General features: G+C 32.5%; 19 protein-coding genes and 1 CRISPR repeat array. Of the genes, 8 read left to right on the top strand and 11 right to left on the bottom strand.

Translation table 11 applies throughout. The features are described from left to right. Positions 1-66: 66 nt before the first annotated feature. The gene (locus AB3G36_RS09560; protein ID WP_367752128.1) at positions 67-1,935 is read right to left on the bottom strand and encodes an alpha-amylase family protein; all 1,869 of its coding nucleotides are present in this window, start codon (positions 1,933-1,935) and stop codon (positions 67-69) included. Between the two features lie 260 nt (positions 1,936-2,195). Between AB3G36_RS09560 and AB3G36_RS09555 the strand changes: the two genes are divergently transcribed. From AB3G36_RS09555 to cas2, 6 genes are all read left to right on the top strand, one after another. After that, positions 2,196-3,827 (top strand): OstA-like protein, encoded by a 1,632-nt coding sequence (locus AB3G36_RS09555; protein ID WP_367752126.1) that lies wholly within the window; start codon positions 2,196-2,198, stop codon positions 3,825-3,827. 75 nt (positions 3,828-3,902) lie between these two features. Then, the gene (locus AB3G36_RS09550; protein WP_367752124.1) at positions 3,903-5,099 is read left to right on the top strand and encodes an aspartate aminotransferase family protein; all 1,197 of its coding nucleotides are present in this window, start codon (positions 3,903-3,905) and stop codon (positions 5,097-5,099) included. A 129-nt stretch (positions 5,100-5,228) separates the two neighbouring features. Beyond that, positions 5,229-6,632 carry a tetratricopeptide repeat protein gene (locus AB3G36_RS09545; RefSeq protein WP_367752122.1) on the top strand — a complete coding sequence of 468 codons (1,404 nt, stop codon included), beginning with the start codon at positions 5,229-5,231 and terminating at the stop codon, positions 6,630-6,632. Next, entirely contained in the window at positions 6,625-7,377 is a 753-nt protein-coding gene (locus AB3G36_RS09540) for a shikimate dehydrogenase (RefSeq protein ID WP_367752120.1), read from the top strand. The genes AB3G36_RS09545 and AB3G36_RS09540 overlap by 8 nt, the downstream gene beginning before the upstream one ends. A 203-nt stretch (positions 7,378-7,580) precedes the next feature. After that, positions 7,581-8,495 carry a type II CRISPR-associated endonuclease Cas1 gene (gene cas1, locus AB3G36_RS09535; RefSeq protein ID WP_367752118.1) on the top strand — a complete coding sequence of 305 codons (915 nt, stop codon included), beginning with the start codon at positions 7,581-7,583 and terminating at the stop codon, positions 8,493-8,495. Then, positions 8,471-8,800: a CRISPR-associated endonuclease Cas2 gene (cas2, locus tag AB3G36_RS09530; protein ID WP_367752116.1), complete on the top strand. Its 330-nt coding sequence runs from the start codon at positions 8,471-8,473 to the stop codon at positions 8,798-8,800. Before cas1 ends, cas2 begins: the two co-directional genes overlap by 25 nt. On the opposite strand, the gene AB3G36_RS09525 is transcribed toward cas2, so the two are convergent. Both AB3G36_RS09525 and cas9 read right to left on the bottom strand, forming a co-directional pair. Then, positions 8,797-9,312: a transposase gene (locus tag AB3G36_RS09525; protein WP_367752114.1), complete on the bottom strand. Its 516-nt coding sequence runs from the start codon at positions 9,310-9,312 to the stop codon at positions 8,797-8,799. The two genes, cas2 and AB3G36_RS09525, sit on opposite strands and share 4 nt — an antisense overlap. Positions 9,313-9,733: 421 nt before the next feature. Further along, positions 9,734-11,286: direct repeats of the CRISPR family, unit length 36 nt; unit sequence AATATCGTGTTTTCTAATCTTTAATCAAACCACAAC. Positions 11,287-11,383: 97 nt separating this feature from the next. Further along, positions 11,384-15,697 (bottom strand): type II CRISPR RNA-guided endonuclease Cas9, encoded by a 4,314-nt coding sequence (gene cas9 / locus AB3G36_RS09520; protein ID WP_367752112.1) that lies wholly within the window; start codon positions 15,695-15,697, stop codon positions 11,384-11,386. A gap of 509 nt (positions 15,698-16,206) precedes the next feature. Here cas9 and AB3G36_RS09515 point away from each other — a divergent pair. Both AB3G36_RS09515 and hemN read left to right on the top strand, forming a co-directional pair. Beyond that, positions 16,207-18,213 carry a DUF349 domain-containing protein gene (locus AB3G36_RS09515; RefSeq protein ID WP_367752110.1) on the top strand — a complete coding sequence of 669 codons (2,007 nt, stop codon included), beginning with the start codon at positions 16,207-16,209 and terminating at the stop codon, positions 18,211-18,213. Between the two features lie 139 nt (positions 18,214-18,352). Further along, positions 18,353-19,717, top strand: a complete 1,365-nt coding sequence (hemN, locus tag AB3G36_RS09510; RefSeq protein WP_367752108.1) for an oxygen-independent coproporphyrinogen III oxidase — start codon at positions 18,353-18,355, stop codon at positions 19,715-19,717. A 130-nt stretch (positions 19,718-19,847) separates the two neighbouring features. Here the strand turns inward: hemN and AB3G36_RS09505 are convergent, their stop codons facing one another. The 8 genes from AB3G36_RS09505 to ccoS all read right to left on the bottom strand — a co-directional run bounded on the left by AB3G36_RS09505 (position 19,848) and on the right by ccoS (position 26,453). Then, positions 19,848-20,084: a YdcH family protein gene (locus AB3G36_RS09505; protein ID WP_367752106.1), complete on the bottom strand. Its 237-nt coding sequence runs from the start codon at positions 20,082-20,084 to the stop codon at positions 19,848-19,850. Positions 20,085-20,125: 41 nt separating this feature from the next. Further along, complete coding sequence (locus tag AB3G36_RS09500) at positions 20,126-20,827, bottom strand: sulfite exporter TauE/SafE family protein (protein WP_367752104.1); 702 nt, start codon at positions 20,825-20,827, stop codon at positions 20,126-20,128. Between the two features lie 84 nt (positions 20,828-20,911). Continuing rightward, entirely contained in the window at positions 20,912-21,361 is a 450-nt protein-coding gene (locus tag AB3G36_RS09495) for a FixH family protein (protein ID WP_367752102.1), read from the bottom strand. 47 nt (positions 21,362-21,408) lie between these two features. Further along, a complete protein-coding gene (gene ccoG / locus AB3G36_RS09490; protein ID WP_367752100.1) occupies positions 21,409-22,827 on the bottom strand; it encodes a cytochrome c oxidase accessory protein CcoG in 1,419 nt (472 codons plus the stop codon). A gap of 69 nt (positions 22,828-22,896) precedes the next feature. Next, positions 22,897-23,796, bottom strand: a complete 900-nt coding sequence (locus AB3G36_RS09485; protein ID WP_367752098.1) for a cbb3-type cytochrome c oxidase N-terminal domain-containing protein — start codon at positions 23,794-23,796, stop codon at positions 22,897-22,899. 25 nt (positions 23,797-23,821) lie between these two features. Continuing rightward, the gene (locus tag AB3G36_RS09480) at positions 23,822-23,992 is read right to left on the bottom strand and encodes a CcoQ/FixQ family Cbb3-type cytochrome c oxidase assembly chaperone (RefSeq protein ID WP_367752096.1); all 171 of its coding nucleotides are present in this window, start codon (positions 23,990-23,992) and stop codon (positions 23,822-23,824) included. 83 nt (positions 23,993-24,075) lie between these two features. Next, positions 24,076-26,259 (bottom strand): cytochrome-c oxidase, cbb3-type subunit I, encoded by a 2,184-nt coding sequence (gene ccoN / locus AB3G36_RS09475; RefSeq protein WP_367752095.1) that lies wholly within the window; start codon positions 26,257-26,259, stop codon positions 24,076-24,078. A 2-nt stretch (positions 26,260-26,261) separates the two neighbouring features. Further along, a complete protein-coding gene (gene ccoS / locus AB3G36_RS09470; protein ID WP_367752093.1) occupies positions 26,262-26,453 on the bottom strand; it encodes a cbb3-type cytochrome oxidase assembly protein CcoS in 192 nt (63 codons plus the stop codon). Positions 26,454-26,474 lie beyond the last annotated feature (21 nt).

The raw sequence follows: 26,474 nt of genomic DNA, 5'->3' as shown, positions 1-26,474 counted from the left end.
AAAAGCTGACGTCTACTAAAAGTACACATCAGCTTTTTTATTTGTCTACAGCAATTGAAGAGAACCCTATAATTGATAAATAAAAGATTCCGAAGGCCCAATCTTGACATGTATTTTTCCTTCTCCATTTTCAACTCGCATTTCCAATTTACTCTTTTTATACAATTGATCTTCTATAGTATAATTGCCCTCTTTTAAGTTCCATTTTTGAATAATATCTGAAGGTATTTTTAATTCAAATTCATACCCTTCTTCAGACCAAAAATTAACGACAACAATCAATTTTTCATTTTCAGACCACCTAACAAATGAGTAAATTCCAGTTGCATAACCCGAAGTTAAATCACGATTAACTGATTGAATCTCTTGAAATTTACCCATTAAAGCAGAACTGTTAAGAGAAAAGTTAAGCAATCGCCTATAAAAGTCGCGAAGTGATGCTTCCTTTTCTGTGAGTTGCCCACCGTCAAATTTTCCACCATTCATCCAACGCTGATGACTAGGAACACCAATGTAATCGAAAATGGAAGTTCTAGAATGGGTTCCAAAGCCAGCATTTTCATTCCCAGCCTCTCCTACTTCTTGTCCAAAATAAATCATAGTTGGCGCCGTACTTATAGTGGCTGAAACAACCATTAAAGGTTTTCCTTTTTCAGGTGTACCAGCAAATTCAGGACTTGCTAATCGTTGTTCGTCATGATTATCTAAAAACTTAAGCATGTGATGTTCGATATCGGCCATACCGTGCTGGATATCTGATAAACCATCAGGCCATGAATGACCACGAATAACATCTTTTAATTTATCATAGGTTTCTACTTTATCGTACAAATAATCCATTTTCCCTAAACGAATATAATTTCTATATTCATTTGGGTTATACACTTCAGCTAATAAAAAGGCATTCGGATTCTTTACTTTTATAGCGGAGTTCATGTAACTCCAAAACTCAAATGGTACCATTTCGGCCATATCATATCGAAAACCATCCACTCCTTTGGCCGTCCAGTACAATGCAATGTCTCTAAATTTGATCCAAGAATTAGGAACGTCTTTATCTTTCCAGAAATCAAAATGTTCTTGGTATGATTTAGTATCAAACCCATATGGAAGTTCAGGGAAATCTTTAGAACCATCTGGGCGAATACCATAATTTACCTTAACCGTTTCATACCAGTCATTGCGATCTGGTTTAGCTTTACGAGCACCGTTTCCTGTCCATTTTGCGGGAAATTCATTGAATTTCCCATCAATTAACGGGTTACTTTCTCCATTTAATGGCACATCTGTATCTGGAATTTCAAACTGTATATTGGGTATATAGTAGAAATTATTATGTCTTTTATATTCTACGGATACATCATCATCTGCACCAAAATCCCGAACTCCTTTTGGATTGTTTTTTCCTTCGTATTTACGAGCGATATGATTGGGCACAATATCAATAATAACCTTTAAACCCGCTTTATGAGTTCTAGCAATTAAGGCTTCAAATTCTTCTAAACGATGCGCAGGATTTACAGCTAGATCTGGATTAACATTATAATAGTCTTTCACTGCATATGGAGAACCAGCTCGCCCTTTTACCACTTCAGGATCATCATTAGAAATTCCAATCGCAGTATAATCTCGGATTAAAGCATGATGGGGAACTCCGGTGTACCAAATATAGGTAACTCCTAAATCTTTTATTTCTTTAAGAGCAGTATCCGTAAAATCATTAAATTTCCCTACTCCATTTTCCTCAAGTGTACCCCAAGGTTTATTAGTTGTCGTTTTATTTCCAAACAATCTTGTAAATACTTGATATACTACTTCTTTTTTATTTGAGGCTATCTCTTTATTTCCGTTTTCCATTTTTAAATCTTTTGTCTTGCAAGCTGTTGCCAATAGCATTGTACTTATGCTTGCAACAATAGTTATTTTTTTTATCATACAAAATTTTTTATCCTGATTTACGCTCTTTTTATCAATTTCCTAAATTAATCTATTTTAAACTAATGAAAAAGCTATCGTTTCAAATAAAATAAATTATAATTTAAAAACAAAAACTACAACGAAACAGTAGCTTAATTAGTTGATAACTTTCAAAACAAAATAAAGCATTTTCAATGCCTTTTTTGTGAATTATAAATAATTCCTAATATGGATTAGGATTGTCTCCTTTTTCATAAATTTGTCAAAAAATAAATCCATTGAAGAAATCACAATTTTTCCTTCGTTATTGTTTGTTATTGATTTGTACTAATTTCATTTTGGCGCAAGCCCCTAAAAAAATTGTTGTAGAGCATTCTGATTATTTTGATGTAAATCAAGTTGAAATTCCTGATGCCGTTCTACTTACAGGAAATGTTCGAGTAAACCATGACGGAGCTGTTTTGACTTGCAATAAAGCTTATTTTTTTCAAAAAGAGAACTATTTAAAAGCCTTTGGAAATGTACAATTGGTTCAGGGAGATACTTTATTTTTAAACAGTAAATATGCTGAATACAATGGAAATTTAAAAAAGGCATACGCAACAGGAAATGCTGTTATGAGTTCTCCAGATGCAACATTGGCTACTGACACGATTAATTTTGATAGAAACACACAAGAAGCCTACTATAATTCACTGGGAACTATTGTTAATAAAGACAATACTTTAAAAAGTAAATCAGGAAAATACTACGTTGCCGAAAAGAAATTTCAGTTCCTAACCGCGGTAACTATTACAAACCCCACTTATGTTATCAAAACAAATCATTTGGATTATTATACCAATTCAGGTCATTCGTACCTTTTAGGTCCTTCAACAATTACCAGTAAAGCCAATTATATTTATACCGAAAAAGGATTTTATGACACTAAAAAAAATCTGGCTCATTTTCTCAATAAATCGTACATCAGGTACGATGATCGGGTTATAAAAGGAGATAGTTTGTATTATGATCGAAATAGAGAATTTGCATCGGCAACACGAAATGTAAAAATAACGGATTCCATTAACCGTGGGATTGTGAAAGGAAATTATGCTGAAATTTACAAAAAACAAGACTCTATGTTTGTGACCAAAAGAGCGGTTGCTGTGAATTTTGTCGAAAATGACTCGGTTTACATTCATGGAAAAAAATTAATGGTAACAGGAAAAGAAGGAAACCACATCATAAGAGCTTTTAATAATGTTCGTTTTTTCAAAACAGATATGAGTGGTAAATGTGATTCTATTCATTCCAGTTCCAAAACTGCATTAACAAAACTAATGGGAAATCCAATACTCTGGAATGGTGAAAATCAAATTACAGGAGATGTAATGCACCTAATTGGCAACAACAATACTAAAGAACTCGACTCGCTCAAAGTGCTTAATAATACCTTCCTCGTCTCCAAAGACACGCTAGGAACGGGCTATAATCAAGTTAAGGGACAAAATCTATTTGGGAAATTTGAAGAAGGAAAACTACATGATGTGGACATTATAAAAAATACAGAAGTTATTTATTACATGCGAAATGATGACAAAGAACTCATTGGAATCAACAAAAACGTAAGTAGTAAGATCAATATCATTTTTGATGAAAAAACCATTGAGACCATCACTTTTTTCCAGCAAGTGGATGGTGATATTTATCCCGAAAAAGATTTACCCGAAAATGCTCGGAAACTTCGAGGTTTAGTATGGCGTGGTGAGGAAAGAATAAAGTCTAAAGATGATATTTTTCCTCCAGAGGAAAATGAGGATAATGATAAAATAAGTAATGCAACCAAAGCAGAAGAAGCAAAGAAAGACGTCCCTATGAAAATCCGAAAGGAAACATTGAACTATGACAAGAAGAAAGGAAAGAAATAAGTGGTCCGTATCAGTTATTTTATTCCACTATTCCTTAATTAATGGATGCCCAATTAAAAAATAAAACAAAATTCCGTGAATACCGATTTCATAAAATACCAAGCTCAAACCTCTCCATACCCACTAGGAATGGAAGTTTCACATGCTATTGGCTCTTACATTTTCGACACAAATAATAAAAAATATTTAGACTTTGTCGCTGGAGTTTCTGCTTGTACGTTAGGACACCAACCACCAAGAGTCAATCAAGCCATTAAAGACCAGTTAGACAAATATTCACACGTAATGGTATATGGAGAATATTCACAAAGTCCGGCTGTGGAATATTGCAAACTATTAGCCACACTCCTTCCCGCTCCATTAGACAAAACCTATTTAGTAAATTCAGGTACTGAAGCAATCGAAGGCGCCTTGAAATTAGCTAGACGAACTACTGGAAGAAGTCAGTTGATTTCTTGTCATAATGCCTATCATGGAAATACAATGGGATCTATGAGTGTAATGGGATTTGAAGAACGTAAACAAATTTTTCGCCCTTTGATTCCTGATGTTGATTTTATCACTTTCAACAATGAATCTGATTTACAAAAAATAACCACCAAAACTGCTGGTGTACTACTAGAAACAATTCAGGGAGGTGCAGGATTTATCCAACCAGAAAACGGTTTTTTGAAAAAGGTAAAAGCCAGATGTGTTGAAGTTGGAGCCTTATTAATTTTGGATGAAATCCAACCTGGTTTTGGCCGAACAGGCACTCTTTTTGGTTTTGAAAATTATGATGTAGTTCCAGATATCTTAGTTATGGGAAAAGGAATGGGAGGCGGAATGCCAGTAGGCGCTTTTACAGCTTCGACTGAGATGATGGATTTATTAAGTGATAACCCAAAGCTAGGGCATATTACTACTTTTGGCGGTCATCCTGTCATAGCGGCAGCCTGTTTGGCCACTTTGCAGGAAATTACTGAAACTGATCTAATGTCCAGTGCTTTAGAAAAAGAAAACTTATTTAAATCGCTTTTGGTACACCCTTTGATACAAGAAATCCGAGGAAAAGGGTTAATGCTTGCCGCAATGACACGTAGTGCAGCAATAACGAATGAAGTGATTTTAAAATGCCAAGACAGAGGATTAATATTATTCTGGTTACTATTTGAAGGATGTGCGATTAGAATTACGCCACCGTTAACTATTTCTGAAGAGGAAATTCGTGAAGGTTGTGCCATAATGCTAGAAGTACTAAATGAAATTCAGGTTGAAATGGACCCTAAATAAGCTTAAAATACAACTCTAATTTAATAATATCTTATTGTTAATTAAATTGTTCACAACAATTCAGGTTTTTCTTCACAACAATAATATGGATGCCTAACTTTAATTAGGCCAAATTCAAAAAAATAAAGTATGCAATTAAGCAACGAAGAAGAAGACTATAACTTATCACTATCCAAATTTGAGTCTATGTTGAAAACCAACAAAGTACTCTTTTTTGACTCCGAAGAGTTTGAAGAAATTATCCTTCATTATCTTGATATGGGTAAGGCCGCTTTGGCAAAAAAAGCACTCAAACTTGCATTAGACCAACACCCTAAATCGACAGGATTGAAGTTGGTTCAAGTAGAGATGCTGGTGTATGACGACAAACTAGATATAGCCGAGAAACTACTCAATGAGCTATATGCTATTGAACCTAATAATGAAGAAATTTACATTCAAAAAGCTAACATTTGTTCCAAAAGGGATCAACATGAAAAAGCGGTTGAATTATTAAAAATTGCTTTACAATTTACCGATGATTATGCTGATGTCTATAATTTAATCGGAATGGAATATCTATTTATGGATAATCTAGAACTAGCCAAAGAAAGCTTCATCAAATGCCTCGAAGAAGATCTTGAGGATCAATCGGCATTGTATAATGTAGTGTATTGTTTTGAATTTCTAGACCAAAATTTGGAAGCTATTGCTTATTTAAACAAATACATTGACAAAAATCCATACAGTGAAATTGCCTGGCATCAAATGGGGCGTTTATATTATGGAATAAAAGAGTATGAAAATGCTATTCGTGCTTTTGATTATGCCACCCTAATCGATGATGAATTCTTAGGTGCTTTTATGGAAAAAGCAAAAGCCTTTGAACGATTGAATCGATACGAAGAAGCAATAGAAAGTTACAGTAGAACCATTGAATTAGATGACGCTACTTCCTATGCTTTACTTCGAATAGGAAAATGTTATGAAAAATTAGGCAATACCATTCTTGCTCTTAAATTTTATAACGAAACCGTACATGAAGATCCTCTTTTAGACAAAGGATGGATTGCCATTACTGATTTTTATGTTCGTCAAAAAAACTTTCAAAAAGCGTTGTTTTATGTAAATAAAGCATTAGCAATTGACAATCAAAACCGTTTGTACTGGAAACGATATGCTACGATAAACAAACAGATGAACTTCTTTGAAGAAGCAGAATTTGGATATCGAAAAGCAGTAGAATTTGGAGATACGGAATTGGATACTTGGTTGTTTTGGGTTGATATTTTACAATTTTTAGGTGAATTTGAAAGTGCTATTCAAACATTATTACAAGCATCAGAGTTCTACCCTGAAGAAAACGAAGTAGAATACCGCCTAGCTGGTTTGTATTTTATGATTCAAGATACAACAAAAGCAAAATTCCATTTAAGTAATGGCTTGCGTTTAAAATTTGATAATTACATCTTAATTGAAGATCTATTTCCTGTAGTTTGGACCAAAAAGACAGTTCGAAATTACATTGACAAACATAAAAAGAATAATGACTAATATTGAAAAAAAACGTTTTGGCTTACTAGGTAAAAATATTAGTTATTCTTTTTCGAAAGGATATTTTACAGAAAAATTTGAGACAGAGCACTTTGTAGGCTACACTTATGAAAATTTTGATATTCCTGAAATAGAAGGTTTTACTACCATCATAAAAGAAAATCATCAGGAAATAAATGGGATGAATGTTACCATTCCTTACAAAGAAGTTGTGATGCCTTATTTGGATAAATTATCCAAAAAAGCAGCATTGATAGGTGCTGTAAACACCATTAAATTTACCAAAAAAGGAAAATTAAAAGGGTACAACACGGATTATTATGGATTCAAAAAATCCTTAAAACCTTTATTGCAACCCCATCATAAAAAAGCACTCATTTTAGGAACTGGAGGCGCATCAAAAGGCGTGGCTTATGCTCTTGATGAATTGGGAATTAGATATGATTTTGTATCTAGAACCTCAAATGAAAATGCAATTGGCTATGATCAAATTGATTCCAAAACATTTGAAGAGTACCAAATTATTATTAACTCCAGTCCAGTAGGAACTAGTCCTAATATTGAGGCTGCGCCATTACTACCTTACGAGTTCTTTAGCCCAAAACACATTGCCTTTGATTTAATTTATAATCCTGCCGAAACTACTTTCCTTAAAAAGGCAAAAGCGCAAGGAGCACAAATAAAAAACGGATTGGATATGCTAATTTTTCAAGCAGAGAAAGCTTGGAAGATTTGGAATAAATAGATCTAAATTTAATAAAAAATAGAATCGTCTTGATATAAAATTTGTCTACTCGCGTGGGTAATCCAATTTTATATCAAGACGTTTTTTTATTACCAAACTAATATCACTTAATACCTCAATGAGGATTCCCGTAAAGATTCTAGTTAGATTATCCTTTAATTTACTTAATAATCAGATTGTTAAGCAAATTAAAGGTCAAAATTATGATAAAAAGAACTATTCTAGTTGAAAACAAATCTTCTATAACTACAAAAAATCTTCAATTAGTACTCAAAACAGAAACCCGAGAAACAACAATTCCAATTGAAGATATTGGTTTTTTACTGCTTGACAATCCCGAAATTTATTTGAGTATTCCTGCAATGAATTTAATTATTGAGAATAATACAGCTATAATAATTTGCGGAAAAAACCATCTACCAAATGGTATGTTTTTAAACCTCAACAGCCATCATATACAACAAGAAATTTTTAAAAACCAAATTGAAGCTTCCGTACCCCTAAAAAAGAAATTGTGGCAGCAAACAATTATTGAAAAAATTAAAAATCAAGGTGAATTATTAGAAAAACTCATGAAGGATAAAAATACGTTTGATTTTTTGGCGAGTAAAGTACTAAGTGGAGATACTTCTAACATGGAAGGAGTTGCTGCACAATTTTATTGGAAACATTTCCCTCAACCAAACCTTGAAAAAGAGGGTTTAAAAAGAGAGCGCTATGGTGATTATCCTAATAATTTCCTCAACTATGGTTATGCCATTTTAAGAGCTGCAACAGCAAGGTCATTATCTGGAAGCGGATTATTGAACACGTTAGGGATTCATCATAAAAGCAAATACAATGCATTTGCACTCGCAGATGATATTATGGAACCTTTCCGACCACTTGTAGATGAAGCTGTTTATAAAATAATGAATACCCATCAGGAACAAGAACTAAATACGGCTATTAAAGCGGAACTACTACAAATACTCACCAGAACGGTTTATTTTAAAGACGAAAAAAGTCCTCTAATGGTAGCTTTACAAAAAACGGCTAGTTCTTTACAGCAATGTTTTACAGGTCACCGTAAAAAAATTAAATATCCAAAATTATGGAACTCAATGGATATAGAATAATGTGGTTGTTTGTGTTTTTTGATTTACCCACAGAAACCAAAAAAGACCGAAGGAATGCGTCACAATTTCGTGGAAACCTACTGAAAGATGGCTTTAGTATGATGCAATTTTCTGTTTATATACGGCATTGTGCAAGTAGTGAAAGTGCCGATGTACACGAGAAAAGAATTAACAAACTTGTTCCTCCTTTAGGAAAAGTAAGTGTTTTACGAATAACCGATAAACAATTTGGTATGATAATCAATTATTTAGGCAAAGCCAAGCAAGAGAATATTGATGCTCCAACACAATTAGAGTTGTTTTAATGTACCTCATAAAAAGTATCTTGATGCCATTTTTGAGGATTTAAATCTATGTAGTTATTAATATTATCATAAGAATTCTCATTCTTTATGATATGGTCATGGAAAGAACGCTGCCAAGAAAACTTTTCTAATCCTTCAATATGAATAAATTTAGATGACGTAGTTTTTAAAGCACCTATCAAACTTGACAAAGATTTTATTTTCACGGCAGAATCTACAACTTTCAAACTATCAATTTCAATAATAATATGTACGTGATTGGGCATAACTACATAATTATGTATTTCTACATATTTGTATTGTTCTTGTAACCAAATTATTTTTTCTTCTACAATTTTACCATATTTATTTAAATCCATTTCAACTTCAATCGAATCATTAATCTCATTTTCGGCGCGATGATGTACGGACAGGTCGCGACCTGTCCCTACGTATCCAAAACAACATTCTCGATTTTGAACACATATCGTCACAAAATATATATTATTACTGGAATAATCGAATCCTTTCATTCGATTTCTTTTTCTATTTTTTATCAAAATATTATAATATAAAAACCCGTTTAGTTTATTATTTTAAAATAACAAAAAAAAGTTGTTTTGTCATTCCGACAGAGGAGACTCGAGAGCGAAGCTCGAACAGGCGAAGCAAATCACATGATATATTTAAAAAACGCGATTTTTAGTTCCTCGAAATGACAAAATCAATACATTCTAACTATACAATTTGTAATTTTAGTACTTAAATTTAAGTACACCCAACGGATTAATATAAAACACTAATTCTGCCACCATCCAGACAGGTCGTGCCCGGTCATTTTCTATTACAAACAAAAAAATGCTCCAATCTAGCCTATCACGTGTTAAAAAGGAGCATTTTATTTTACGATATATCTCTTTATTCTATTGATTATTAGAAGGTAACAAGCCAACTAATATCGTGTTTTCTAATCTTTAATCAAACCACAACGATTGGATGGGTATTCGCCCACTTTGGCATAATATCGTGTTTTCTAATCTTTAATCAAACCACAACTGGTAAGTTAATTTTTTGTCTTGCATAGTTAATATCGTGTTTTCTAATCTTTAATCAAACCACAACTATTTTTACATTTACATCTTTAGGTTGTTTAATATCGTGTTTTCTAATCTTTAATCAAACCACAACGTTGCCAATCAAAACTAAAAGGATTGTCCGAATATCGTGTTTTCTAATCTTTAATCAAACCACAACGTCTAAACCATTTTGAAGAATGTTCACCGAAATATCGTGTTTTCTAATCTTTAATCAAACCACAACATATCGGAATGACTCATGGATTTGCTGTCAAATATCGTGTTTTCTAATCTTTAATCAAACCACAACAATGGTAATGTTTATGCATCAGTAATTGGAAATATCGTGTTTTCTAATCTTTAATCAAACCACAACTATTTAATCATAATTGATTTAATTGCACTTAATATCGTGTTTTCTAATCTTTAATCAAACCACAACGATAAAGCAATGTTGATGCAAGTGCAAAAGAATATCGTGTTTTCTAATCTTTAATCAAACCACAACCGATTCAAGGAAATACCACCTGCAACGGCTAATATCGTGTTTTCTAATCTTTAATCAAACCACAACGTACTGGCGATAACAGTGGTTTTGAGCAAGAATATCGTGTTTTCTAATCTTTAATCAAACCACAACAGCACCTTCCGCATTAGTTGAAATGAAATTAATATCGTGTTTTCTAATCTTTAATCAAACCACAACCTCGTAAATTGCTTAACTCCCGATATTGTTAATATCGTGTTTTCTAATCTTTAATCAAACCACAACGTTACCGTTGAGTATGCTGTAGCTGTTGTGAATATCGTGTTTTCTAATCTTTAATCAAACCACAACGACGACGAGCCCGAACAGATAATTGATTTAAATATCGTGTTTTCTAATCTTTAATCAAACCACAACGCCTTCCATCTCTGAACGCTTCTAAATCAGAATATCGTGTTTTCTAATCTTTAATCAAACCACAACCGTTCGACCTTGACAGCCACAAAGGGTAAAAATATCGTGTTTTCTAATCTTTAATCAAACCACAACCCTATCGTGAACTACATCGAGAGCGGTTCTAATATCGTGTTTTCTAATCTTTAATCAAACCACAACCTTTGTCAGTGGAGATAATAAAGTCGTTCTAATATCGTGTTTTCTAATCTTTAATCAAACCACAACTGAATATCACTAGCCCTATGCCCTTTCTTTAATATCGTGTTTTCTAATCTTTAATCAAACCACAACCGAGTGGTTAAAGTAATCCTTCTGCCTTCAATATCGTGTTTTCTAATCTTTAATCAAACCACAACCAAAGAAATATAATTTTAGGACACAATGAAAATATCGTGTTTTCTAATCTTTAATCAAACCACAACCCTTTGACAAAAACAGGCACTTCAACTATTAATATCGTGTTTTCTAATCTTTAATCAAACCACAACTGAAAGCTACTGCATCCCTGCTGGCGGATGCCATGCCTTTCAGTTGTGGTTTGGCTGTTTAAGATGTCGAGCGAAATGTCAAAGAACTTGAAACTTTTTAAATAAAAGTTATCTTGCCAGAAGAAGACAATACAAATTCATATCCTTCAACTAACATATTTAATTTACTTACTTGCAATCTAATTTGCTCAAATGGGTTCTCAAAATCAACATTGTAAATTTCTTTTAAATCACTAGCTTGTCTAGCTTCAAAATGAGTTCTAAAAGTTAACCTACCTTGTGCATCAAATTTTGCCAACTTATACAATCTTTTATGTAAATCTCTTATTGGTAACTCTAAAATCTCATGAGGATTTTCTTTAAAAAACAAAACCATCAATCCTTTTTTTAGAATATACTTTAAAGGCAACCCTGATTTATCGTGAGGATTTGTCACTATATCATAGTTGGTTTTATTCTCTTGATTACTTAATTTGTAATATGCCCCTGCATCAATATTATTAATCATTTCAAATGACCTTTTTATTTTCCCTTTTTTATCGAAATCTTCATAGATAGCCATTGCAAAATTCTCGTCATTCTGAGCATATACCATTTGCTTGTGTTCGTGCTTTGATTTTGATAACTCACTATGTTCCTTTATATATAAAGGATTTTTTACAGAATTGGCATACAAACGGACTTTGTTTATGGCAACTCCTTTTTCTTTATTCATCCAAACCTTTTGATTGTCAGCTAATTTATTTTGCTGTTGCGCATTTGACGAAAGCAGTAAAACCTTATCGGCAATCGCTTGTTTTACTTTTTGTTTTACAATCTCATCTATTATATTCTCAACATCCGAAGCTTTGATACTTCCTAAATCTTTCCTAATAACATAGCGAATTTCTTCATTATTTAATGGGTTTTTAATTGCTCCATAAATACTATCCTGATGCAAAGAACCTCGAATAGTATCTCCTTGATGAAACCTTACTATTTTTTCTCCCTTAAAATCCTTCTTGAAAATAATTTTATTATTGCTGTCTGTTCTTGGAATACTTTTCCCATTCACATCAATTTCCATTTCGGCAACAAACTGTTTCTTGCCTCGAATTCTGATAATCTTTTTAGATTGTTTCTTCACATTATCAGGAGTGTGATGCGAAACTAAAATTTCGTCCTCAATCTTTTTTAAATCTTCGGTAAAAGTTTTCCAAGGTTTTGATTGTTCGAGAACTGACTTCATCAATTTGTATTGATTTTTATCCAAGTCGTCTTCTAAATCCCAAGCGTGAGCCATTACATCATATTTATCTTTGGTCATACAAGCAATAGTAATGGCATCGATACAATGGTGGGTGTGTTTGCTACGGTCTTTGATCTCATAGTATTTCTTCCCATCTTTAATGTAGCTTTCTTGAATTCCCCAAGCTTTTCTAAATTCGGCAACCATTCCGCCTTTTACTGCTTCAACTCTACCAAAATATGATTTTAAATAAGCGCTTGCATATTTTGTGATAATTCCAGTATCTGGAATTTGGCTGTTTTTGAAACCTACTTTTGGTTCTGGATAATTAAATCGTTCATATTTCCCCTTGAAATAGTCTTTTTCCAAATTCAACTTATGTCGAAGCCTTATTTTTCTATCTTTCTGGTCCTTGGTAGTTGCCGCTTTAATAGCTCTTGAAATATTATTTATATCATATTCTAAAGCCACATATTTCTTTTTCCAAGGTTCAACTCTAGCCAAAATATCTTTATGATTACTCAACTCAATAGGCATCTTATTCTTTTTAATTTCCCTATTATATCGCTTACTGCACAAGGTTTTATTCATTTGTGAATTATCTTGTGACCTACTTCTTGGAATAGTATGTTCTATGTCATAATCTGGGTCACTACCTATTATTTGACAAATACTAATGTTCGTATATTGTTCTTCATATATTGTTTTCCTATCCTGCTCAATCCATAATTGATACCGCAAAATATCATCTTCAGTAGGTTCAATATCTATACCTTTTACAGCTTTGTAATCTTTTTTAATTTCCTCAATATACTCTTTTCTGTTTTTTTCAATGTCTCTTTGATAATCCTGAATCCCTTTTCGTTTATTGGCATCGTTTAATTCTCGTGCCATTTCGATATGAATTCTAGTTTTTTCGTCAACTTGTCCTTCAATAATTAAGGCATTCAATACTTTCCTTAATTGATGCAAAGCACGCATCGCCATTGGATTTTTTATTGAAGAAATTAACGGACTTCCTAAAACCAATTTTTCGTTTCCATTATCATCTTTTGATATTTGTTTTCTAAAAACATCAATATCCGAAGGATGATATAGTTTTTTTAGTTTGTTCTTAGAATTACAAAAAACTTGACCATTATCATTTTGACCGTCTAAAAAATCAAATACTTTCTCGTCTAAACGTTTTATTGCAATGAACTCATATTTATTAAGTTGCTCGATATAAATAGGGAACAATTTATTAATAATAGCCTCCATTTGATCTTCTATTTTATTTGATTTCACAAAGGAAATTACCTTCTTTTCTAAATCTAATTTATAGGTCGCTTCCGCTTCTTTTGAATAATAGAAACCTCCAACTTTACATTCCTTTATAAGTCCGTTTACAATTTCCAATAAATTATTATCATAAGTATTTGTGGCGATTAATTCGGCTATTTTTGTTTGAATGTATTTTCTATCTTCAAGATTTTTCCAAATATCTGCATCTACAATATTTTCGATATTTGCCATAAAAACGGCGTGCGAATACAACAAACCTTCTCTTAAAAAGGGATTAATTTTATTAATTGCCGTTAAACTCAAACTGGAAAAATCTTTTTTTAGTTTTATTTTACTAAATAAAACAGTTTTTTTGTCGTCTAATTTCAATTTGTCTTTTGCAAATTCCTGTAAGTACAAATCAGAAGTTGAAACTGAAATTAAATGCCATAAATCATTATAATCTACATTTCTTGTAACGCTTTCTCCATTCTTATTAAGTGTTTCATAAGTATAGGTTTTCGTTTTCCAATCCTCGCCTAAAGCATTTTTAAACGAAGCAGAAACTAAATTACCACTGACGGAGGAATTAATATTATAATTAAACAAATAACTGACCGATGCTGCTGTCGACGATTTATAAAATGTATATTTACTGCCACTTGGCACTAATTCTTTGGCTAAATCTTCAAAATTAAAATTATCTTTTTTACGTAAAAACTTAGGTGTTATTTTCAGTCTTTCTTCGTTAGTAAGAAATCGCAAACTTTCATCATCTGGAGTTTTTATTTTTATGGTATTAATAAAACACAACATTCTATATTCCTCAAAATCTGGATGCGAAACAGCACATCGTGACTTGCTTTTTTCAAAAGTACATTTGCCAATTAATCCTTTTTGGGACTTTAATGGTCTTTGAAAAAAGATTGCTTTATACAATTCTTTAGCTAATCCGAAATACCTTTTTTCAGGTAATTTTTCATTGGGTATTATTCCTTTAATACTTTGTGCTGCACATATGACTTCAAATTCAGAAAGATAGTGTTCTTCACGAGCCGTATATTGATTTCTAATTTTCCCATTGTTATATAAACTATAGAAATATTGTCCTAAAGTGGCATAATTACCCAATTTCATCGCTTGAGAAATCTCGCCAATCTTTTGTTTAACAGCTCCTAAATCTTCTTTCTTATTTAAACGTTGATTAAGTAAGAATTTTGTTTTCTCAAAATCTTTTGGATTATCTTTAATCGTTTTAAAAAATGAATTGTACAAAGCCTTCAATTTCTTTTCCCCTTCGTCTAAATCCGTAGCTTTACGTTCAATTAAATCACGATCTTGAAAATAGCTTGTTAGTTCCATTTGAAGTTCCGTAATAGTTGAAACATTTTCAAGAATATCTTCTAAATCGGGTTTATGTTGCTCGATTACACCTTCTGCAGATTGATCTAATCGATTACTCAAAAAACCTCTTCGCTGAGCGATATGATAAAAGGCTCTTCCAACCTCTAATAAAGTTGCTTTTTGTTTACTTGATTTATCTCTAAAATAATACGGATTAATATTTTTATCGTCATCTGTTCTTAACCACCTAATGAATTCAGGATTCAGAGGGTATTTTTTAAAACCTGATTTTCTCCATTGTTCCACTTCTTCAATAGATAACGGACACATATTATTTTTAGAAAGTACTTTTAGAGTCTCATACTTCCTCAATTTTCTTCGAAATTTTATTTTTCTGGCACTTCTAAAACCTGTACGTTCTGCTGCTCGTGAACTTTCAATTCCTTTTTCTGATTTTACCCCCTCCGAAAATATTCGAACCCCTTTATCTACAAGAGAAAATTCAGCCCCGTCTTTATCCACTATCGCCCATCCAATCGAGTTTGTTCCTAAATCTAATCCTAATATTTTTGCCATATCAATCTTTGTTTTGTAAGAATTTTTAAAGCTACGGTAAAAATAATTAGTCCCTTTACGGTTTTCCTCATTGCTAACTAACTAATTTTTAGTTATGTTTGTAACTGATTAAAATTTCTAATCTTTAATCTTATCACAATAAGGCTATATGCCGTAGATGAAAATCTTTAGTCCTGCTTCGGTGGGACTTTTTTTATTTTATAATTTGTACTTTTTTATGTTTCAATAAGTATTTGTTATTGTGGACTACATTTAATTATTTACAATCGCCCCAATTGTCTTTAAATCACTAAAATTTAAACCTATAAACAATGCCTAGCCCTGATAGTAGCGGCATCCTTTTATAGCTTTTTTTAAGCTATAAAAGATAGAGCGAATAGCAGGAAATTGCTACAAAAAAACCCTACATTTTAACCTAAAACGACTCTAAATTAGATAATTGTTTTGTATTTCAATACTGCTTTACTATCTTTCGTGTTCAATAAATAGAAACCTTACACATTGAACAAATGTTAGAAGAAAAGAATGATAACCTGCAAAATGCAGATGGAACGTTAACAACTGATTCTATTGAATCAACTCCAGAAACTACAGAGAACCTAGAAACTGTAGCGGAAGAGACAGTTGTGCCTGCAGAAGAAAACACTGTTGAACCTGCAACCGAAAAAGTTTTGGTTACAGATACGGTAATTGAAAACGAAAATCAAAAAGCACTAAATTCAATAGACGATTCTAATGCTGAGGAAAGTGAAGATGAGACCTTGAAGGAGCGTCATCACATCCCGATGCAAGATTATGATACTTTGTCTATGGAGCAGCTTGTTGACGAGTTAGAAAACCTTGTTGGTACTGATAAAGTAATGTCAGTAAAGGATCATGTTGATGAAATCAAGAAAGCTTTTTTGGCAAAATTCAATCACTTCATAGAAGAGAAAAAAGAAGAATTCCAAGCAGAAAACCCAGATAGTACTGAAGATTTTCAATACCATTCTCCGTTGAAAGTGAAATTTGACCAATTTTACACGCAATATAAAAACAATAAAAATGTTCATTTCAAGAGTTTACAAACGAACTTGAAATCGAATTTAGAAAATAGATTAGCTATCGTTGAAGAATTAAAAGAGCTAATTAATCCGCAGGAAAACATCAAAGACACCTTAAAACATTTTAATGAATTAAGAGAACGTTGGAAAAATGCAGGACCAATTCCAAAAGACAAATACAATCATGTATGGAATAATTATCATTTTCATGTAGAAAATTTCTATGATTATTTGCATCTTGACAGAGAGGCCAGAGACTTAGACTTCAAGCACAATCTTGAGCAAAAACAAAAAATTATTTTGCGTGTTGAGGAATTATTGCATGAAGAAGATGTGAATAAAGCTTTTAGAGAACTGCAGGATTTACATAGAATGTGGAAAGAGGACATAGGTCCTGTTTCTAAGGAAAATCGTGATGAAATTTGGAATCTGTTCAGTGATTTGACAAAAAAAATGCACGACAAACGTGAGGTTTTATTTGAGAAACTGAGAGGTACAGAAGTTGAAAATTTAGAAAAGAAAAAAGAAATCATTTCTAAAATTGAAGAATTAGCATCTGTGAAAGTAAATGCTCATTCTCAATGGCTTGGCCAAATTGAAAAAGTAGAAACGTTAAGAACTGCTTTTTTCTCGGCTGGAAAAGTGCCTTCGGAAGTGAATGAAGAAACTTGGGCTGCGTTCAAAACAGCAGTTCGAAATTTCAACTCTTTCAAAAATTCTTTCTACAAAGATATTAAGAGAGACCAAACTGAAAATTTAAATAAAAAAAATGCACTTGTTGCCAAAGCAATTGAATTACAAGACAGCACCGACTTTGCTGTGACTACTCCAATCATGAAGCGTATTCAGGATGAGTGGAAACAAATAGGACATGTGCCAAGAAAATATTCGGACAAAGTATGGAAAGAATTTAAAGATGCCTGTAACCATTATTTTGACAAATTAAAAGAGCAAAAGAATGAAGAAAATGGTGAAGAAGTGGCCTCTTTTGATAATAAAAAAGCTTATCTAGAAACGTTGAGAGAATTCCAATTAACGGGAGATCACAAAACGGATTTGGATGCTATCAAATTACATATCGAAAATTGGAAAAACTTGGGTAAAGTTCCTTTTCCAAGAAGACATATTGAAGGAAAATTTAATAAAATCCTTGATGCTCTTTTTGATAAATTAAGTTTGAGTAAAAAAGATACTGATATGTTGCGTTTTGCTAACAGAATGGATCATTTATCAGAGAATAACGATACTCGTAAACTAGAAAATGAAAAGATTTTCATCATGCGTAAAATTGATGAAGTGCAAAATGAAATTTTCCAATTGGAAAATAACATTCAGTTTTTTACCAATACTAGAAATGCTAAAAAAGAAAATTCTATTGTTCTAGAAGTTCGAAAAAACATTGCTATCCACAAAGAAAGCCTAGATGTTTGGAAAGAAAAACTAAAACAATTAAGAAATATTAAGCAAGAATAAAGCTTTAAATTCTGACTCTATAAACCTCATCCTAGAAATAGCATGAGGTTTTTTTTTTTATAAAAAATGATGCATGATAATTATCATTTTAATTTTTAATGTTTCCATGTACTTTTGATTTAAGATAAATTTCCTAGAAATGAAAAGTACACTAATTCAAAAGTATAATGTTCCCGGCCCTAGATATACTAGCTATCCCACCGTTCCGTATTGGAATGAAACCGATTTTTTATATGAGGATTGGATTGCTACCATACAAAAATCATTTATAGAAAGCAACTCAAAAGAAGGAATTAGTTTATACATACATCTCCCCTTTTGTGAAAGTATGTGCACTTTTTGTGGATGCAATAAACGGATTACCAAAAATCATGAAGTAGAACATCCATACATTGAAGCGTTACTCAAGGAATGGAAATTATATTGTGAAATTCTAGGTGAAAAACCTATCGTAAAAGAGATTCATATGGGTGGCGGAACACCAACTTTTTTCTCGACTAAAAACTTAGAAGATTTAATCAATGGGATTTTTTGTTATTCAAAGAAAGCTCTCGATTATGAATTCAGTTTTGAAGGACATCCTAACAATACAACATACCAACATTTACAAAAACTATATGATTTAGGTTTCAGAAGAGTAAGTTTTGGCGTTCAGGATTATTCTGAAAAAGTACAAAAAGCAATTCATAGAGAACAACCTTTTCACAATGTAGCCAAAGTCACTTTTTGGGCTAGAGAAATTGGTTATACCTCTATTGGCCATGATATTATTTTTGGTTTGCCTTTTCAAGAAATAGAAGATGTGATTGATACTATAGAAAAAACAAAATCATTACAACCGGATCGATTGGCTTTTTACAGTTACGCCCATGTTCCCTGGATAAAAGGAAATGGACAACGTGGTTTCAAGGACGAAGACATCCCAAAAGATCAAGAGAAAAGAATACTATACCAAATAGGTAAAGAATTATTACTAGAAAATGGATACCACGAAATAGGCATGGATCATTTTGCTTTAAAAACGGACTCTTTATACGAAGCTTTTCAAAATGAGAAATTGCATCGTAATTTCATGGGGTACAGCTCTTCTAAAACAAAATTAATGATTGGACTCGGTGTTTCATCCATAAGTGATAGTTGGTACAGTTTTGCTCAGAACGAAAAAAATTTGGAAGACTATTATCAAATATTAGAATGGAATAAATTACCAATTTACCGAGGTCATTTATTGACAGCTGAAGATTTAATTATTCGAAAACACATCTTGAATTTAATGTGCCAATTTGAAACTTCTTGGGAAAACAAAAGTGATTATTTTGAAGAAATTCCTGAAGTTGTTACCCAATTGAAAGAAATGGAAAAAGATGGTTTGCTACTACTAAGCGCTAGTGGAATAAAAGTTACGGAATCGGGTAAAGCACATGTTCGCAATATATGTATGGCATTTGACTTACTATTAAAACGAAAAACACCTGATACTAAATTATTTTCAATGACTGTATAAAAAACTCGCCTTTGAGTTAAAAGATAAACCGCAAATTCGCAAGTTGAAACACTTATATTGTGTTGATCATTTGCAAATTTGCGGTGATTTTTTCTAAAAAATATCGCAATTCAATTATTAGAAATGCAGTTTATTCATCCTTAGTTAAAATACTGTATAATTCATCTTTAATGAATAATAGCTTCGCTTTCAATTCATGGGCATGTTCATCAGTAACTACTTCAATATCCGTATTTATGCGGTGAATTTCATGTTCTAATTCATGGTACTCGTCAAAGAGTTCTCTAAAATGACTGTCGTCAACTTTTAGTTGATGTATTTTTTCCTCGTATTCAGGAAATTCGTGTATTAAATCGTGTCTTTCCATTGTGTTTAATTTTATAGAATATTTAAATGATGTCAAATCAATTAATGGCAATTTGGGGTAGCGTGAATAAACAAACTCATATTAGATGGTGAGACATAAGGTATGCCTAACCCTAAACCTCTTAAAATAAATAGTAATGCAATAAGAACGGCAACGTAAGGAACCACTTTCTGAATTTTATTTCGAAAAGAAATCGTAATAAAGGAATTCAAATATATAATACTACTCATCATGGGAACAGTTCCTAATCCAAATAAGAGCATGTATACAATTCCAAAACTGGCAGATTGCATAGCCATTGCTCCAAATAAAGCGACATACACCATGCCACAAGGCAAAAAACCATTTAGTAAACCTATTGTAAATAATGATTTGTAACTCTTGTTTTTAAATTGACTCCCTAGCTGTTGTTTTACTTTTGAAATTATTTTGAAAATAGGCTTTGAAAAATTATAACGGGCGACCACTTTTTGAGGAATCAAAATAACAAGTAACATCAGCACTCCTATAAAGATAGATAATTTTTGTTGCATTCCAGCCATAAAAAAACCTTTCCCTACCAATCCAAAAAGTAATCCTATAGTCCCATAAGCCGTTAATCGACCTATATGATATGTCATTATTTGAGTGACTTTTTTCGCTGGATTATTTCTGTCTACAGGCAACATCATAGCAATAGGACCACACATTCCTATGCAATGAAAGCTACTGATCAATCCAAAAATAAAGGCTGTATAAAGCATAAATTTAGTTTAAAAGTCAAAGGTCGAAAGCCCAAAGAAATAAATCATTACCACTTCGCGTTTTACAACTTCAACATGTTGTTTCTAATCAATATAAATCACATCTTTGGTTAAATACGATTTTCCATCATATTGCCATTCCATATTAATGTCCCATCGACCGCCTACCAATTTTGATTTAGGTATGAGCAAAGTTGGATTAGATAATGAAATTGGAATTTCAAAATCTAATTTTTTGTTAGACGGTCTATATAGGGACACATTCCCTTTTATCTTATTAGGAATAAATTCATTTGGAAAAACAATGGTAACTCCATCCCTAGTTTTGGTAATAATAGGCTTTTGAGTTAAATCTTGTGCATTCTGTACTCGAGTCATTTCCTCCCCAAAACGGGCATCGTGTTTGTAATATTCTTCAACAACCAATTCATTATCATATTTAGAATTAGTTTGTACTTTAATCACGAAGTATAATATAAAACTCATGAACAAAGCTATTGCTATGACGATTCCGGTTCCCCAATTTATTTTCATTTTTTCTATTATTTTTTTGAAGTAAACTCCTTCAATACATTATTATGCTAATCGAAACTTCGTGGGCTTAAAAAACTGGTTGTACTGGTTTCAATTTTTTTATTGCCCTCGTACACTTCTATTTTTAATTTTGTTTTATCACTCTCTAATGTATACTGATTGATTTCAACAAATAAAGTTCCTTCATTCATTCCTTGTTTTTTTACTTTGAAATGTTGTTTCCCCACTACATTCAAATTTCCTTTTATTCCTACCAATTTGAAATGAATATCATTAAAATCATTGTTGGTTTTATTGATAATTTTATAGGTAAATACATTACTTATATTATCTCCTTTATGTTGAAACAGTTGTCCTGGTAATCGCAAAATGGTTGCTTCTACTTCGGTTCGTAAAAATAATAATCCAATTAAAATACCAACTAAAATCAACAAAATAGCGGAATAGCCTTTCATTCTAGCAGTGAATTTAAAAGGCGCTTTTTTCTCTATTTCATCTTCAGATGCATATCGAATTAATCCTTTGGGTAAACCTACGCTATCCATGATTATATCACACTCATCAATACATGCGGTACAGTTCACACACTCTAATTGCGTTCCATTACGAATATCAATACCGGTAGGACAAACATTTACACATTGTTTACAATCAATGCAGTCTCCTTTTCCAGAAACAGTTCTATCTTCTTGCTTATTGAATTTGGCTCTACCCAATTCTTTTTCACCACGAACAAAATCGTAGGCAACATTAATTGATTTATTGTCTAATAATACCCCTTGAAGTCTACCATATGGACAAGCTATGATGCACACTTGTTCTCTAAACCATACAAAGATGAAGTAGAAAACCCCTGTGAAAATAGACAATGCAATTAGTGTACTGAAATGGGTCTCTGGTCCGTCTTCAATCATTTGAATCAATTCATCACTACCAATTAGGTACGCCAAAAACACATTTGCAATAGCAAAAGAAATGAGTAAAAATATAAACCACTTAATTCCTTTCTTTCTTATTTTCTCGCTATTCCATTCTTGTTTTTCTAATCGGATTTGGGCTCCACGATCTCCTTCTATCCAATATTCAATTCTTCTAAAAACCATTTCTAAGAAAATAGTTTGAGGGCAAATCCAGCCACAAAATATTCGTCCAAAAATTACCGTAAATAAGATTACAAATACGACTCCTACTATCATAAACAGCACAAAAAGATAAAAATCTTGTGGCCAAAACGGGAATCCAAAAATATTAAAACGACGTTCTAACACATTGAACATCATAAATTGGTTCCCATTAATCTTAATAAATGGGTTTGCAACTAAAATGATCAACAAAATATAACTCACCCATTTTCTATAGTCATAGAATTTTCCAGAAGGTTTTTTTGGAAAAATAAATTTCCTTTTTCCTTCAATATCAATGGTTCCAATTGTATCTCTAAAAGCTTCGTCTGGTAATTTTGACATTTTGTTTTAATTTATAATTCTAAGTTTTAAGCTATTTTACACTTTTAAAAACTTAGTAAATCAGTGTTTTTATTTTGCTGCAGGTGCTACAGCATCATCAACCCAAACTTCACCATCTGGTGCTTTTGGATCTTTTGGGTTACTTCCCTGTAATGACAATATATAACTAGTTACTTTTTGAATTTCTTTTGGTTTTAAAGTTCCTTTCCATGAAATCATTCCTTTACCATCACGACCCCCATTAGTTACAGTATGGAAAAGATTTTTAATTCCACCACCCAGAATCCAATGATCATCTGTTAGGTTAGGACCAATTTGTCCACCCGCATCCGCTCTATGACAAGCGGCGCAATTGGTTGTAAAAATGGTTTTTCCTATGGCTAAATCAGCTGGATCAGTCAGTAAGGTTACCGTTTTTTCATCCATTAAATCTGGAGCCGTTTTCATATATTCTGCCACATCTATTTTGGCTTGAGCCAATTCTTTCTTCAATTCCATTTCCTGATTATCGCCACCCATGATCTCAAAACGAACTAAATATATTGCTGCAAAAGCGATGCATCCGTAAAATAAATACACCCACCATGGTGGTAAATTATTATCTAATTCCCTGATTCCATCATAATCATGACTCAACAATAAATTAGCTTCATTTTCAATAGGCTCGGTTTTAGTCAGTTTTTGCATTAACTTTTTAAACCACTCGCTCTCTTTATAACTTATAGCACTAACTTCTTCTAATTTTGCTTTTTGTTCTTCTGTAAGCATTTGATACGTAATATTATCAATAGCACTTACGGTGATTTCAATCGCTATTAAAAGAAAGAGAAATACAAATAGAAATACCGAAACCATTGGATATTTTATAAATGCTGCACGATCGCCAGAATCTATAAAGTATTCCATAGCGCCAAACACGAGAAAGAAAATTACGGGTACTCTTACGTATGCTGGGATTAATTTTTTCATTTTATCTAATTTGAAATTATACTGATTAATTGTCGTTTAATGGAATTTGGCTCAATTCATTGATCTTCTCTTTTTTATAGGATGCAACCCATATACCAAGCCCTACAAAGAAGAAAAAGAAAATCAATAACGATAGTATCGGATAAATTGCAACACCTGCAATCGTTTCCATGTTGTGTTTTATTTGTTCGAACATTTTTTTATAGTTTTGAGTTTCAAAGTAGCACAGTTACAAATTTGTTTTTCAACACTTTATAACTATGCTACTTTGCTACTTAGTTACTTTTTATCTTTTACTTTAATGTCTGTACCTAATCTTTGGATGTAAGCAATCAATGCTACAATCTCTCTCTGATGCATTGGCACAAATTTTTCTCCTTTTGCTTCGGCTTTTTTCTTGCTATTTTCATAACTTTTCACAAAGTCAGGATCAGCATGCAAATTGTCTTCAATTTTTTGAGATTGTACTTTGATTGCATTTTTAGCATTGGCAATTTCAGCATCTGTATAAGGAACCCCAAGTGTTTTCATCACTTGCATTTTCTTTTCAATGTCAGAAATATCCAAAGCGCTATTATCAAATAACCATTTGTACCCAGGCATTATAGATCCAGAAGATACACTTTGTGGACTCCACATGTGATTGAAATGCCAATTGTCGTTGTACTTACCACCTACTCTTAATAAATCCGGTCCTGTACGTTTTGAACCCCAAAGGAATGGGTGATCATACACAAATTCTCCCGCTTTTGATTGAGGTCCGTAACGTTCTACTTCAGAACGGAATGGTCTAACCATTTGAGAGTGACATCCTACACAACCCTCACGGATGTACAAATCACGACCTTCTAATTCCAATGGTGAATACGGTTTTACACTGGCAATTGTTGGGATATTAGATTTTACCATAATTGTAGGTACAATTTGAATAACACCTCCAATTAAAATCGCTACAGTAGCCAGAATAGTTAACTGAATTGGTTTTCTTTCTAACCAAGGGTGAAATTTTTCACCTTTAGTTCTACCACTACTTATTTTTTGTAATTCTGGTGCTTCGGCTAATTCATCTTCAATTGCAGCATTAGCTCTTATAGTTTTAGTAATATTGTATACCAAGACAAACATTCCAATAATATATAATGTTCCTCCAGCAGCGCGCATCCAATACATTGGCATAATTTGCGTTACCGTTTCAAGGAAATTACCATATGTTAATGTTCCATCAGGATTAAATTGTTTCCACATAGAAGCTTGTAAAAATCCAGCTACATACATAGGAAGCGTATAAAGTATAATCCCTAATGTTCCAATCCAAAAGTGGAAATTGGCTAGTTTAGCAGAGAATAAAGGTCCTTTTGACATTCTTGGAACCAACCAATAAATCATACCAAAAGCCATAAATCCATTCCATGCTAACGCTCCTACGTGAACATGTGCAATAATCCAATCTGTAAAATGCGCTATTGCATTTACATTTTTTAATGATAGCATCGGTCCTTCAAAAGTTGCCATACCATATCCAGTAATAGCTACTACGAAAAATTTCAAAACAGGATCTACACGCACTTTATCCCATGCTCCACGCAAAGTCAACAATCCATTAATCATACCTCCCCAAGAAGGTGCAATTAACATGATGGAGAAAACAACTCCTAGATTCTGTGCCCAGTTAGGCAAAGCAGAATATAATAAATGGTGCGGTCCAGCCCAGATGTATAAAAATATTAATGACCAAAAGTGAACAATAGATAATCTATAAGAATATACCGGACGATTTGCCGCTTTAGGAACAAAATAATACATTAATCCTAAAAATGGTGTTGTCAAGAAAAAGGCAACCGCATTATGACCATACCACCATTGTACTAATGCATCTTGTACTCCTGCATAAACAGAGTAACTTTTCATTGCAGAAACAGGAATAGCCAAACTATTAAAAATATGCAATACTGCAACTGTCACGAAAGTCGCTAAGTAAAACCAAATGGCGACATATAAATGACGTTCTCTTCTTTTTAAAATCGTACCAATCATATTGACCCCAAAAACAACCCAAATTAAGGCAATTGCAATATCAATAGGCCATTCTAGTTCAGCATATTCTTTAGAAGAGGTATATCCCATTGGCAAAGAAATGGCTGCTGCCACAATAATCAATTGCCAACCCCAAAAATTAAGGTTACTTAAAAAATCACTATACATCCTTGCTTTCAATAATCGTTGCAAAGAATAATATACTCCAGCAAACATAGCATTACCTACAAAGGCAAAAATAACGGCATTGGTATGTAAAGGTCTTAATCGACCAAAACTCAACCACGAAACCCCGTCAGTAAGGTTTGGGAATAAAAAAAATGTTGCTAATAAAAGTCCGACGGCCATTCCGACTACGCCAAAAACAATGGTAGCGTAAATAAACTTTTTTACAATTTTGTTGTCATAGTAAAACTGCTGCATTTCCATAATTAATTTTGTTTTTCTTCTGTTGTTTGTATTTGTTTTTGGGGTATTTTTTTGATTTCATCGTCAAAAAGCATTCTGACAGATGGCGTATAATCGTCATCATATTGACCACTTTTTACCGCTACTATAAAAGCAATAAAAAAGCCAACCGCAACGAATATGCTAATGGAGATTAATAAATAAATGACACTCATACCTTAAATTTGTGTTAACAA

This window comes from Flavobacterium sp. WC2430, assembly GCF_040822075.1.
Taxonomy (GTDB): Bacteria; Bacteroidota; Bacteroidia; order Flavobacteriales; family Flavobacteriaceae; genus Flavobacterium.
The sequence above is the reverse complement of the archived record's forward strand: the minus strand, read 5'-3'. Positions and strand labels throughout refer to the sequence as shown.